General features: G+C 43.9%; 11 protein-coding genes. 6 read left to right on the top strand and 5 right to left on the bottom strand.

The annotated features are described in order from the left end of the window. Positions 1–49: 49 nt before the first annotated feature. The 4 genes from H6F77_RS04060 to H6F77_RS04045 all read left to right on the top strand — a co-directional run bounded on the left by H6F77_RS04060 (position 50) and on the right by H6F77_RS04045 (position 6,725). The gene (locus H6F77_RS04060) at positions 50–586 is read left to right on the top strand and encodes a hypothetical protein (protein WP_190485623.1); all 537 of its coding nucleotides are present in this window, start codon (positions 50–52) and stop codon (positions 584–586) included. A gap of 302 nt (positions 587–888) precedes the next feature. Further along, entirely contained in the window at positions 889–3,462 is a 2,574-nt protein-coding gene (locus tag H6F77_RS04055; RefSeq protein WP_190485621.1) for a two-partner secretion domain-containing protein, read from the top strand. Positions 3,463–3,777: 315 nt separating this feature from the next. Next, on the top strand, positions 3,778–5,724 hold the full coding sequence (locus H6F77_RS04050; protein ID WP_190485619.1) for a CHASE2 domain-containing protein: 1,947 nt from the start codon (positions 3,778–3,780) through the stop codon (positions 5,722–5,724). A 275-nt stretch (positions 5,725–5,999) separates the two neighbouring features. Then, positions 6,000–6,725: a DUF928 domain-containing protein gene (locus H6F77_RS04045; RefSeq protein ID WP_190485617.1), complete on the top strand. Its 726-nt coding sequence runs from the start codon at positions 6,000–6,002 to the stop codon at positions 6,723–6,725. A 118-nt stretch (positions 6,726–6,843) separates the two neighbouring features. Here the strand turns inward: H6F77_RS04045 and H6F77_RS04040 are convergent, their stop codons facing one another. The 3 genes from H6F77_RS04040 to H6F77_RS04030 form a co-directional block, all read right to left on the bottom strand. Continuing rightward, positions 6,844–7,239, bottom strand: a complete 396-nt coding sequence (locus tag H6F77_RS04040) for a nuclear transport factor 2 family protein (protein ID WP_190485615.1) — start codon at positions 7,237–7,239, stop codon at positions 6,844–6,846. A 325-nt stretch (positions 7,240–7,564) separates the two neighbouring features. Continuing rightward, positions 7,565–8,356, bottom strand: a complete 792-nt coding sequence (locus H6F77_RS04035) for an SAM hydrolase/SAM-dependent halogenase family protein (protein WP_190485613.1) — start codon at positions 8,354–8,356, stop codon at positions 7,565–7,567. Positions 8,357–8,493: 137 nt separating this feature from the next. After that, complete coding sequence (locus tag H6F77_RS04030) at positions 8,494–9,450, bottom strand: NAD(P)-dependent alcohol dehydrogenase (protein ID WP_242021891.1); 957 nt, start codon at positions 9,448–9,450, stop codon at positions 8,494–8,496. A 472-nt stretch (positions 9,451–9,922) separates the two neighbouring features. Between H6F77_RS04030 and H6F77_RS04025 the strand changes: the two genes are divergently transcribed. Then, on the top strand, positions 9,923–10,573 hold the full coding sequence (locus H6F77_RS04025) for a hypothetical protein (RefSeq protein WP_190485611.1): 651 nt from the start codon (positions 9,923–9,925) through the stop codon (positions 10,571–10,573). A 254-nt stretch (positions 10,574–10,827) separates the two neighbouring features. Here H6F77_RS04025 and H6F77_RS04020 read toward each other — a convergent pair whose 3' ends face one another. After that, positions 10,828–10,986: a hypothetical protein gene (locus tag H6F77_RS04020; protein ID WP_190485609.1), complete on the bottom strand. Its 159-nt coding sequence runs from the start codon at positions 10,984–10,986 to the stop codon at positions 10,828–10,830. Positions 10,987–11,276: 290 nt separating this feature from the next. After that, positions 11,277–12,200: a class I SAM-dependent methyltransferase gene (locus H6F77_RS04015; RefSeq protein WP_190485607.1), complete on the bottom strand. Its 924-nt coding sequence runs from the start codon at positions 12,198–12,200 to the stop codon at positions 11,277–11,279. A 704-nt stretch (positions 12,201–12,904) separates the two neighbouring features. Between H6F77_RS04015 and H6F77_RS04010 the strand changes: the two genes are divergently transcribed. Then, the gene (locus H6F77_RS04010) at positions 12,905–13,084 is read left to right on the top strand and encodes a hypothetical protein (RefSeq protein WP_190485605.1); all 180 of its coding nucleotides are present in this window, start codon (positions 12,905–12,907) and stop codon (positions 13,082–13,084) included. Positions 13,085–13,144: the final 60 nt, after the last annotated feature.

Genomic DNA, 13,144 nt, shown 5'->3' with positions numbered 1-13,144 from the left:
ATGAAGCTTTAATTAATCAAGGAAGTAAACCAAAATAGAGAATTAAACAATGGGTAAAAACTGCCTGAAATATACTGTCTTGGCTGCGATCGCTTGCACGATGTCCTTCGCGGTATCTCAATCAACAACTGCCTCTACTTTAGTTTCGCAGGCTTCAGCAAGACGCTTTCAACCATTGCCCGCTAACACCTGCAACCAACTGCGATCGCAAATGTCACAAACTCTTAAAGTTAAAGCGACTCTTACACGAGCATCTTTTAAAGACTATATAAACAACGGACAAGGGATGGGCTGCAAAATCGCAGCAACCGGAAATGGACGCAATTTTAACGAACTGCGCGATGTTGCTAATAATCTTAAAGCAATGCTAATTAAACAGGGCTGGAAAGAAGACCCTCAATACGCAGCGGATGGCCCTACAGGGGCTGGGATGGGTTTCCGCAAAGGTAATAGTTTATCGTTATTAATGGTAGAGTGGGAGCCAGCCCCAGGCGCGAATTGCCCACCGAATGAGCCGATTTCTGATTGTAATCTGTCACCAGAACAACAAATTTATCGCATCACTCTTAATAGTGCCCGTCGCTAGGATTTTACGGGAATACGCTAGAATTATTAATTCAAGTAAATATGCAATACCGAATGGTAAAACTTTTACTGCTCAACGGCCTTAGCAGTTTCTAAGAGACTGTTTATAAACAATTTAGATCCCCCAAAATCATCCTTAAAAAGCGAGATTTAAAATAATTCGTGGTTCCCTCCTTTTTAAGGGAGATGGGGGATAGGTCTGAGCAGGTCAGATTGGTGGCATTTGTAGTTTCTAACACCTTCGGCAGATAGAAATTCATCCTAAAAAATCCAAACTAGGGGTGAAGAGGTGGGGAACGAAAGTTGTCACAGCAAACATCGGCTAGGCGCGATCGCTCAAAGCCAAAGTTAGAGCGAGTCATACCATTTTGGATTTTGGATTTTGGATTTTGGATTGGAAACGTCTTACCAGTAGGAAATCTCCGCTCTTCAAATGCAGCCAGATTAAACCCAAATGGTATCAATAAGGCAAAACAGAAGATTTATGGCTTTCTGCTTTTGCCTTTTTACTTTTTACTGGCTGAAGGTGGTGCATTCGCTCAGTTAGTGCCTGATACGACTTTGGGGAGTGAAAGTTCTATTGTTACTCCTAGCGTACTTATCAATAATCGACAGAGCGATCGCATCGATGGCGGAGCATTTAGAGGTGCTAACCTCTTCCACAGTTTTCTACAATTTAATATCAACCCAGGACAGCGAATTTATTTTTCCTCACCTGCTGGCATTGAAAACATTCTCACGCGGGTGACTGGCGCTAACCCATCTAATATTTTGGGGACGCTTGGTGTTAATGGCGAAGCCAACTTATTTCTAATTAACCCCAACGGCATCTTATTTGGCACAACTGCTCGTCTCGACGTGAAAGGGTCGTTTTTCGCCAGTACAGCCAGCAGCATAGTCTTTAGCGATCGCAACCAGTTCAGCGCCAATTTATCCGAATCTTCACCTCTGCTGACGGTAAGCGCTCCCTCTGGAGTGCAATTTGGCAGCAATCCCGGTGCTATACGGGTGCAGGGAGCAAATTTAGTCACTCCTGGGAAAACCTTAGCACTTGTGGGAGGTGAAGTAACCTTGCAAGGAGGCAGAGTGTCAGCACCAAGCGGACGGGTTGAGCTAGGCGGCGTTGCAGGTATGGGTTTAGTCAACCTAAACCAAACAGCTAATGGCTGGGTACTAAGCTATCCAGGCGTGCAAAACTTCCAGGACGTGCAGTTATCCGAGCGAGCGACAGTTGATGTCAGCGGCGCTAGGGGAGGCGATATCCAAGTGCAGGCGCGATCGCTCCGACTCCGCGAAGATTCCCGCCTGACAGCACTAACTCTAGGTTCGCAACCGGGAGGTATGCTCACAGTCAACGCGATGGAGTCGGTAGAACTGACTGGAACTGGAAAATATGTAGAAGACACCATCAAGTTTTCAACAGGAACTATCCAGCCAGAAAGCCTCCGCAATGGATTATTTACTGCTAGTTTTGGTACTGGCGCGGCTGGAGATGTAGTCATTAATACGCCTGCTTTTAGTGCTAGTAATGGCGCATTTATAGCTACTTCTACTTTTGGGCCAGGTAAGGGAGGTCATTTAACTGTTAATGCTTCTAGATCTGTAGATTTAAAAGCATCCTCTTTATTAACCGGGACTGGCAACACTGGAGATGCTGGAAATTTAACTATTAATACACAGCGGTTTTCGGCTGCGGATAACGCAACCCTGACTACTGCTAGTTTGGGAGCGGGACGAGCTGGAAATTTGAATGTAAATGCAGCCGAATCAGTTCAATTGACTGGTAGCAATCCAGTTTCTATTCCGCCAAATACTCGTTTGCTTACTGGGTTTTATAGCAGCACCTTAGCAACTGGAAATGCTGGAAATTTGCAGGTAGTAACTGGGCGACTAGAGGTGTTAGAAGGAGCAGCGATCGCAGCTAATACTTTTGGTAAAGGGCAAGGAGGAGATGTAAGTGTTAAGGCTTCCGAATCTGTAGAATTAATCGGCAGTTCCCCGGATGGCCAAGCTCTCAGCGCCTTGTCTAACGGTACTTCAGGAGCTGGGAAAGGGGGAAATCTTACCGTAGAAACTAATAGATTGCTTCTCCAAGATGGGGGTAGATTAAGCGTTCGCAGTCGAGAAACGGGAGATGCAGGGGATATAAAAGTTGTGGCTAATTCAATTGATATGGATAACGGAGGAAGTATCGCCGCCGCTACAACTGTAGCAGGGGAAGGAGGGAATGTTCGCCTAGAAACCCAATCTTTACAACTGCGTCGCAACAGTATCATCTCTGCCGAAGCTGGTGGTAGTGGCAACGGGGGAAATATTAGTATAGACACCGATGTAGTTGTTGCTCTGGAAAATAGCAATATTACTGCTAATGCCTACGAGGGAAATGGGGGAAATATTAAAATCAACTCACTCGGTTTTTTTATAGCTCCTAATAGCAAAATTACCGCTAGTTCTACTTTGGGAATTAATGGCGTTGTCAATATTAATACAGAGGTAAATGATGTTCAAGGTTCGCTGGCGCCCCTAGAAGAAGAATTTGTTAGCCCCGATCAATTAGTTGCTGATAGTTGTTTGGCGCGTCGTAATTTTGAACGCGGCAGCTTTACTGTTACTGGTACTGGTGGTTTGCCTTCTACGCCGTATGGTGCTTTTACTGGTTCTTATGCGGTAACTGATGTTGAGGCGATTTCGTCACGCAGCAGCGCTGTTAGGAGCGATCGCGATAGTGTAGAGGAGTCGAAAGTTAATCGCTTGGAAAATTCTACTATCCAAGAGGCACAAGGTATGAGCGCGGGGGCTGATGGCCGGGTCATTTTAGGAACTAATCGACAGTTGATGGCTGTTGAATCCGCAGAAAAGTTAACGTGTAATTTATAGTAGGAATTACTTTATTCATACTATAGCAGCGTTAGTTAATTTGGAGAAAAAGTTTTTATAAGGAACCACGTCCGCGAAACGTTAGCAAAGCGAAGCGCGTTAGGAGCTAGCCGTTAGGACGCGAAGGAAAGAGTAGAAGAGGAAGTTGGAAAAATGATGGTTTATGGCTATAGTTACAGATAGAGTAAAATACCAAGTATTCGCTTTTTGCGGAGTTTTTAATTAAATAAGATTTGAGGTTTTTCCTGAACAGTTACAGATTTAGTGGAAAAGTATTCCCTCTGAAAGTTTAAAATTCTTATAGCTGAAAGCATTATGGGGGCCAAGCATCTGAAACAGAAAATTTGGCTACAGCGGGGAAGCGCGATCGCCTCGCGTCGTGGATGCGCGATCGCTGCTAGTGGTGTTGCTGGAATCGTTATTGCTTTCCGCTTTGCTGGTCTTTTGCAGTCCTGGGAATGGGCAACTCTCGATCAATTTTTTCGCTGGCGTCCCTCCGATCCAATGCAAAAGCGCATTTTGATTGTTGGTATTCACGAACCCGATATTCGTTATGTGGGAAAGTGGCCTGCAAGCGATGCTGATATGGCTAAAATGCTGGAAAAAATAAAAGCACAAAAGCCTAGAGCAATTGGCCTAGATATCTATCGAGATTTGCCCGTTCCCCCCGGTACTCAAAATTTAGAAAAAGTCTTTAAATCCACGCCTAATCTAATTGGAATTGAAAAAAAAGTTGCCGATAACAAAAGCAGTACTGTCGCCCCGCCACCTCTGTTAAGCAAGTTAGATCAAGTGGGCGCTAATGATATTGTGCCTGATGGAGATGGCAAAATCCGTCGCGGCTTGCTGTTTGTAACGCCTAATAATGAGCCTGCTTTACCTAGTTTTGGCCTTCGTCTGGCTGGTATTTATCTGGAGGCTGAAGGTATTACTCCCGAATATGCTAAAAATGATTTTTTGCAGCTAGGTAAGGCTGTATTTGTGCCTTTTGAGGCGAATGATGGTGGCTATGTACGAGCGGATGCTGGTGGCTACCAAATTATGTTGAATTTCAACGGTGCTGCGCCGTTTGATATGGTTTCGCTAAGGGATGTTTTGGAAGATAAAGTACCAGCATCAATGATGCGCGATCGCATTGTTTTAATTGGCGCTGTTGCTCCGAGTTTGAACGATCTCTTCTACATTCCCTACAGTAGCGGTCTAAGAACTTTGCCCGAACAAACTCCTGGTGTTGTACTTCAAGCTCATCTCGCCGCAACAATTTTAAGTGCAGCTTTAGAAGGGCGTCCGTTAATCCAAACTTGGTCAGAATCGTTAGAAATTTCCTGGATTTTTCTGTGGTCTGGTATCGGTGCGGCTTTGAGTTGGGCTGTTCGTCCTGACGGCGATCGCAACTACTCGCTGTTACAACTAAGTATTGGTCTAATACTAGCGGCTGGGGCGCTGATCGCTACTTCCTATGTGCTTTTTCTTAGCAGTTGGTGGATTCCGGTCGTACCGCCGTTGCTGGCTTTAATTGGAGCTACTACTGCGATCGTTGGTTACACTGCACAATTAGAGCGCCAAGATCGACAAATGGTGATGCATTTGTTTGGGCGTCACGTAACTCCAGCCATTGCTAAAGCTATTTGGCGCGATCGCGATCAATTGTTAGAACAAGGACGACTCTTGGGGCGTCAAATGACTGCAACGGTGCTATTTGCAGACTTGAAAGGTTTTACAACAATTACCGAAGAAACCGATCCAAAAACGCTGATGTCGTGGCTCAATCAGTATATGGAGGCGATGGGTGGGCTGGTTTTGGCTCATGGTGGTGTTGTTGATAAATTTATTGGCGATGCGATTATGGCCGTTTTCGGCGTCCCTATTGCTAGAACTACGCCCGAAGAGATAGCCAAAGATGCGATCGCCGCCGTTCGGTGCGCCAAAGACATGGCTAAAGCCCTTCAAACTCTTAATAAGCAATGGCTCGTTCAAGGACGCCCCACCACCGCCATGCGAGTCGGTATTGCCACAGGAACGGTCGTAACTGGTAGCCTCGGCTGTTCCCAAAGAGTAGACTATACAACCATTGGAGATAGCGTTAATGTGGCAGCGCGGTTAGAAAGCTATAACAAATCAATTGATGGGGGTATTTGCCGCATTTTGATTAATCAAGCAACTTATCAGCATATCCAAGAACAATTCCCCACTCGATTTATCGACAGCGTTAGGCTCAAAGGGCGGACTCAGGTCACAGAAGTTTATCAAGTTTTGCTCTAATTACTCCCCCATAAGTTCAGTTGTGCTTTTATATCTATATGCAGAAGTTGCTCAATTCTTGCTCTAGTTACTCCCTCATAAGTTAGGATAGGCTTTCTATCTAAATAAAGAGGAAGTGCAGTTACCACTCTCGTATTGTGGATAGTAGTTAAAGCTAGTAGCTTTTATTATTGCTACTACACAATTTACAAACTTTTGTTAAGTAGGGAGCATCTACTGTTAACAAAACTTTTTTAACCCCTGCGCCTGTTATTATGGTCGCTCCCCGAATATTGATGACTGCGGTTAGAGTTGCTGCATCAACGTTGTTCCTGATGCCCGCAACCAGTTTTCTAGATAGTTCCCTCAATAGCGTATTTGCAAGCCCTGCGAAGCCGGGAGTTACCCGACAAACAAAATCAAAATTTAGTTACGTTCCTCCTAATCGGGGAACGCCCAGACGAACCCAAGCAACTGGTTCGCGAGGATGCACTGAAGCAGCACCAGTAAAATTGGCATTATTAGTGCCTAACGATCACACAGCACAAACCTCGTTAGGTCATCCTACGTTTTTCTGGAATATATCAGAAAAGCCAGCGCAACCACTGGAATTTGCCTTAGTGGAATCGGGAGTTGCCCAACCGATTTTTGTACAACAAGTACAGGTAGAAAAGGCTGGAATTGCTAAATTAGAAATGCCTAGCAATTTGCCAGAACTGGTTCCAGGTAAAGAATATCGTTGGTCTGTTACCTTAATTTGTAATAAGAACAGACGCTCTAACGATACGTTTGTACAAAGCTGGATTAAGCGCGTAGCGCGATCGCCACAGGTGGAAGAAAAGCTAACAGCAGCAACAAGCGATCGCGATCGCGCTTCTGTATATGCTGAAGCTGGACTATGGTTCGACGCCCTCAATGCTATTTCAAGCAACTCGTCGAAGGATGAGTTTATGTTATTGCTAGATCAAGTAGGATTGAGTGAAGTTGCAGTCCAAGATCGGCAAACCGTAGCTAGACAATAAGTTAATACAGTTTGGGATTTTAGATTGTGAAAGTTGCTGGTTTAGATAATACCCACCCAACTAAGCCCAAGTAAAAAGCCAGTTTTATTTAATTAAAACTGGCTTTTTAATGTTTATGTTAATTAGATTTACCATCGCTACCAAAATATTCTCGATAACCGCAAATTTTGTCTCCACGAACATCGAAAGAAACTGCTACTCGGTTTTTGTAAGGTTGGTTAAATAAGCTTCCTTCGTCTCTGAACTCGAAAACAACAGTAGTTTCATTGCTGGTAACGCGATCGAGTGTCGCCTCTAACCTTGTGTTGCAGGTTTCAGAAACGTAATTGAAGAATGCGCTCGCTCGCTCTTTACCAACATTTAATCCCTGGTATGGCCCTATTGGAAACCAGAGGGTAAAATCGTCGGTAAGCATTTCTATAAACAGGTTCCAATCGCCTGTCGCTATACCATGCGTGAAGTAACCGAATGCTTTATGAGCAACTTCCAGCGTAGCATGGTTTATTTCTGCCATATTCTATATCTCCTGGGTTGTTCGGTGGTATTTTTTATCGAGATATTCTAATATAAAATTACCAGTTAATATTATGCCCGTCCGCAAGGTCATCATGCTAAAAATAATAAAAATATTGATACTTAAACGTTAGATAAAATTTGCTTAAAACCTCAAAAATCCTCTGCTGCAATTTTGACAACCTGAATAGGTATTCCACAGCATCAGCTAGCATTGATTTAGTCGCATCAACTGTCACATTGATTTTCTAAAAATAGAAAGTATTAAACTACCGGGGGATGAGAAAGCCGCCTATAAAAGCTGCTTTCTAGGAAAGCTTTTAAGCTTATGATTTATAGTCCATCTGTATCGATGTGCCGACTGACGGACGAGCAAAAGACTCCCAAGCATTGCCACCGCGCAGGAACAATTCCATCCAGCGCATCTCTTCGCCTTGGGCATTAGTCCAACCGCTGCTACCGGGCGCAAAGGCTAACTGTCCGGATTCCACTGCAAAGCTGCCATCGCTGGCGATCGCTTGCATCTCCTTATCGCCAATTTGCAAATGCACGGCGGCGCCATCTCGTATCTTGCCATCGTGTTTAATAGTGGTTTTTAAGTTGCCGTAGCCGTCAATGTAGGCGATGCAGTTTTGCGGCACGTCGGGTATGTCGGAGGCGGGGATTTTCTCTGCTATTGCATCGGGTTGTCCTAGCGCGATCGCGGCGGCGGCTTGCGGAAACAAATCGCGAGAACGAAACTGCGAACCTTCCGCAGGAACAGCAGCCCAGCGCAAGTCTTCAGCCACATCGCGCACGAACGAGTAAGCATAGCCAGCATTAACGCCGATTACCCGCACCCCTGTCGGCAACCTTGCAAAAGCAAGACGTTCGCCAGCATTGGCTGCACGCGCTTGTTCGTCATCTTCGCGGGGGGCGACGTTGTGGTAAATGATGGTTCCGGCTGGGGCTTCGTTCAAGCCTAGCTGCGCGATACAGAATCCAGCCGCAATCGTCGCAAAAGGAGGCACGGGGGTAAGAATCGGTTCGGCATCGGGTAGGTAGAACTTGATGCGCTGCACTACTTCAGCAAAGGCGAGATCGCCAAAACCGTAATCGGCAATGATGTGAACTAGCATATTTTTACCTCGCTTTTCTCTAGAATCGTGCCACGCTCAAATCCTGGCTTCTACCGTCAGAGTTAATGTTGCGATCCTACGCAGGCTACTCCCCCTTGCTCCCTGCAAAAATGGTAGATTGCTTCTGCCAAAAAGCTCTAGGGTACTGCGATCGCCAGCTTGCCGACTACACGCCCTTCTTCGCTATAAGCATGAGCCGCTGCTACTTCAGATAAACTAAAAGTTCTATCGATAACCGTCCGCAGTTTGTCGGCTTCAATTAAATCTTTGAGATAGGCTAAATCCCAACCATTAGATTGAGCAAGAACGAATTTAGCTTTTTTACCAGGTAACAGAAATGTGAGGACGGTTGGTAGTATGTTATCGGGCGTGGGCAAAGTAGAAACGTAAACTCCATTCGGTTGCAAAATACTTTCGCAAGAATCAAAGGATTGCTTGCCCACAGCGTCTAAAATAATGTCGTATCTCTCTGGGGTTTGAGTGAAGTTAGAGGTTGTATAATCGATAACGCGATCGCCTCCCAATGACTTTACTAATTCCGCATTTTTCGCGCTGCAAACTGCCGTCACCTCGCAGCCAATCGCCTTAGCAATTTGCACGCCAAAGCTGCCTACTCCACCCGAAGCACCATTGATTAATACGCGATGTCCCCGCTGTATTTGACCTAAATCTCGCAAAGCTTGTAAGGCTGTCAAAGCTGCAAGAGGTACGGTAGCAGCTTGTTCGTAATTCATGTTATTTGGTTTCAGACAAGCCGCTTTTTCTGATACCGCTGCATATTCCGCGTAAGCTCCTCCTGGTATGCTGTCGAGGTAGGCGTAAATATTATCTCCGCTTTTGAACCGCGTGACTCTATTCCCAACCTCGACAACTTCGCCGGAAAGATCGAACCCCAAAATCATCGGGAAGTTATTACCCGTGATTAATGACAAGTGTCCGGAGCGAATTTTCCAGTCTACGGGATTAACGCTGCTGGCACGAACTTTCACCAACAGTTGGTTAGGCTTGATGTGAGGCTTAGGAACGTCTGCATATTGCAGTAATTGGTGCGAGCCATATTGATTGATAAAAACTGCTTTCATTAAATCGCTCATAAAAATACCGCTCCTTTATTTTAATTGGGCGAGAATACGCCCGGTTATAACGCTAGTCTAGCGGGCATTAACCCAACACGAATCGGAAATAGGCTGAGTTTTAATCACATATGCTTTTTTTTACATAAACAATTTAAGTGCAGCAGCACCCATACCGGGAAACTTCAGGGCTTTTTTTCTGCTTCGCGCATGACGTATTAAGCAGGTTTTTATATGGCTGAAAATACGTTGATGCTTGCTTAATTAATACCAGCGATCGCCTTCAATAAACACTAAACGAAAGCCCGATCTCACCAATATTTATATGCAGCCAGAAACGACCTACTGGATTATCGCCATTCCAGTCTATAAAATCAGTTGCAACGGTTCAGCAGGGAAGTTGCGGAGGGTGTGGGATTTTTACCAGATATTCATATGTGTCTTGCTATAATCTTGGAGAAACAACACTAAAAAATTCTGAGTTTTCCTAACAATGTCGAAAAGCATCCTCGATCTATTACGCGATCCTATCTGGACAGTTATTGTTGGCATAGTCGGTATTATCGTTTCTGTATTGATTTCACTGTACATCTATAGACGGCAAAAACCCAAAAAAGAGATTACGTGTAGAGTTGTTTCACTTGTTCCTCTTTTTAATGTAACAGATAATTTTCAAGGAAAATTGCAGGTGTTTTATGAAAGCAAACCAATCCAAAACGTATTTATAATGACAGTGAGGGTATACAACTCTGGAAATACATCAATTCAATCTTCTGATTATGATAAACCACTAAGTTTAAATATAGGTACCGATCATGTTCTTAGTGCTGAAGTTATAGAGACCAATCCAGATAACATTACTGCCTCTGTCACTTTTAATAGCAGCAGTATACAAATAAGCCCTGTACTCCTCAATCCTAACGATGCTTTACTTATCAAGGCAGTGATAGAGCAGTATCACCAAAAATTTAGTGCCAGTGCTCGAATAGTTGGTATGAGGCAACTACAAGTACTGTTACCCGAACAATTTGAGAAAGGTCTACTTAGACAAGAAGAGAAATTAAGCATGATGGCTATGACTTTAGGAGTAGCTGCAATAATTGTTAATATTATCTTTCTGCTTAGAGCGGTTCTCAAGCTATAACTTACTAAGGTAAAAGATGCTAAAAACCAACAAATAACCTTGAATTACAGCCACCACAGACCCAAAGATAAAGCAGTCGGACTGTTTACTAGGCGGAAATTATATTGATATTATCTATTAGGAGCGTGAATAAACTGAAAACTTCAGTATATCTCCAGGTAAATTACAGAGTTTGTAAAGCTGCCAGGAGAAACGCAACATTGAAAGTATTTCGATGATGGGTGAGGACGCTGCTGTCGATGCTCTCCTAGCGCTCACCTAAGCGAACCGTCCCAAACGGCGATCGCACATAAAGCCTCTCTCACCTTTCTTGCTGGGTGGCGTAAGTTTGGGTGGCGTGAAGAGCAGGTGCGTGAAGCGTAGCTGTCCTTCGCGATCGCTCTTGTCAGTATGTGGAGGGCGATCGCATCCACTGCCAGTTCCTATTGTGTTTACTCGTTCTTAGGTAAAAGCTATCCTTGTTCATATCGATGGGTTGGATGGGTTACATAATCTAATGGCAAGCTGCTATATGGAGATGGGCTGCGATTGATTGAGTGCGATCGCACTAAGAAATATGTTTTTGTTGACATAACCTACAACTCAACACTACACAAAAGCGCGATCGCGTAATTACATACTACAGTCAAAACCAACCTACGGCAATGGGCGATCGCGCTGAAATAAAGCCAAAGTTTACCAAGCCGTCCAATCTATGCTTTTGTTAGCCTTTTCCAACTCTTTGAATATAAATGCTTCCCCCAGTATTCTTTAAGCAAAGGGGCATTTTATCTGCAAGGAATTGGTTAAAAACTTTGGCCACATAGGTGTTAAAAAAATAAATTTCCCATTCATTGTTATACGCAAGAAAAGAGCGTAAGAAGTAATTTTCGTTCCAATATCTACCCTCAAGCAGCCATTCCCCCGGATATTCAAAGGGATAGAATACATCATGAAAATGTACAAAAACTCCTACTGGTAATTGAGGCAATACTTTAAACATCAAGAATTGCAAGTCGCTCGCGCACTTTACAACATGGCTTGAGTCAATGAATAAAAGATCTCCAGCACGTAATGAAGTAAAAATGCTAAGGGGCACTTCTTGAACCTTGGTTTCCAAAAGCTTACATCTCTCAAAGTCTTGAGGTTTGAGTAAATTTTTAAGGCGATCGGGGTAAGGCTCAATAAACGTAATTTCAGGATAGTGAGGTAAGAACTTGTCGGCTGTATCAAGAATAACTGCTGAAGAGAAGCCCGATCCAACCTCGATAATTCTTTTTGGGTTAGTGTGTCTTAAGAAAGAATAAAGGAATATTGCATCCGCATAACAAAACCACCATTGTGAGAAGTAGTAACGTAAATCCGAAGTTCGTTCTTCACCAAAGGGTAAATCTTTGTAAAAGGTTTGAAATACCTCAAGAAGGTTAGCTTGTCCCTCTTTGTTCAGATTAATATCTGGAAGTTCTATTTCTTCTTCTTTTAAGGACTCAAGGTATGCCAATACTTCACTTCGCTTTGGTACTGGCGAGTAGTAATGCCCTGCCGAGAAAGCACCTTGATCCATAACTGTTGCAAATGCACTAAAGGTTCTGTGTAGCTTCCTAGCGTATGGCAACCGGGCAAGTAGGTGTTTTAAAGTCTGACTCATAGATATTAGAGGCTGTTTATCAAGACAATGTACAGGGCGGAAAACTCGACGATACCGTCATTGAAAGTACGATACTCTAACTTTCCAAAGTTCAGCAATTATACCGAATTTTAGCCGTTTAACTCACTAAAACCCTTAAGAATTTGTATTTTATATCAATGGGCAACTGCATCACGGTTCAGATCGTTACTAGAAAATGGCTAGCTGTGGTATTCAAATCCTCTCCTGTCCTCGCGCACGATTTTTGATACTTTTTGCAGGATTCGCCACATTAAGGAAAGATAGGCGTAAATCCTTCTACAGATGCGATAAATATAGCTTGCGCCCAGTAGTAGTTCTTGACTGAGGATTCTAAATAAAAGTTGCGTCTTACAGCAGGGTGTCGAAAAGCATTCTTGTCAGTCCCATCGCTTGTTCCCTTTATCTAATTGGATTCTTGCCATTCCAGGCTAGAACATTGCTTCCAACAGTTCATTAGGGAACTTGAGGGGGGGGTGCGATCTGCTGACAAGCAGCAGCGCAAGCTATCGCGTCTTCAATCAGGTTTATCAAACGTATTCTACAAAAAATTAGGTGGACATTCGCCCACCCTACCAACTATCTAACTGCTTGCGATCGCGCACAGACAACTTGTAATCTTAAGCTCTTTGTTCTTGCTACAGACATGGCGCTACTTTAACCAATGCAGGTGTCTGAATTCTAGTATGCGCGATCGCTTTCACTCAAAACTAAACAAAAGCGCGATCGCCCCACTAATTACTACAGTCAACACCAACTTACCGCAATGGGCGATCGCGCTGTTTTTGGCATCGCAAAAGGCATTTCACACTTTTACAGCAAATTGCAATCAGATGTACCACAATAAGGGTAAAGTAGAGAGGTAATAAAAAAATTATAGAGATGGCAGCAGCATATTCCATAGACTTAAGAAAAAAAATCCTCAC

Origin of the sequence: Microcoleus sp. FACHB-831 (assembly GCF_014695585.1) — a bacterium.
Lineage (GTDB): Bacteria > Cyanobacteriota > Cyanobacteriia > Cyanobacteriales > FACHB-T130 > FACHB-831.
The sequence above is the reverse complement of the archived record's forward strand: the minus strand, read 5'-3'. Positions and strand labels throughout refer to the sequence as shown.

Coding starts and splice junctions, on each gene's coding strand:
- H6F77_RS04050 (WP_190485619.1), top strand. CDS start 3,778: ATGGGGGCCAAGCATCTGAAACAGAAAATTTGGCTACAGCGGGGAAGC.
- H6F77_RS04035 (WP_190485613.1), bottom strand. CDS start 8,356: ATGCTAGTTCACATCATTGCCGATTACGGTTTTGGCGATCTCGCCTTT.
- H6F77_RS04030 (WP_242021891.1), bottom strand. CDS start 9,450: ATGAGCGATTTAATGAAAGCAGTTTTTATCAATCAATATGGCTCGCAC.
- H6F77_RS04045 (WP_190485617.1), top strand. CDS start 6,000: ATGACTGCGGTTAGAGTTGCTGCATCAACGTTGTTCCTGATGCCCGCA.
- H6F77_RS04010 (WP_190485605.1), top strand. CDS start 12,905: ATGCGCGATCGCTTTCACTCAAAACTAAACAAAAGCGCGATCGCCCCA.
- H6F77_RS04015 (WP_190485607.1), bottom strand. CDS start 12,200: ATGAGTCAGACTTTAAAACACCTACTTGCCCGGTTGCCATACGCTAGG.
- H6F77_RS04060 (WP_190485623.1), top strand. CDS start 50: ATGGGTAAAAACTGCCTGAAATATACTGTCTTGGCTGCGATCGCTTGC.
- H6F77_RS04040 (WP_190485615.1), bottom strand. CDS start 7,239: ATGGCAGAAATAAACCATGCTACGCTGGAAGTTGCTCATAAAGCATTC.
- H6F77_RS04025 (WP_190485611.1), top strand. CDS start 9,923: ATGTCGAAAAGCATCCTCGATCTATTACGCGATCCTATCTGGACAGTT.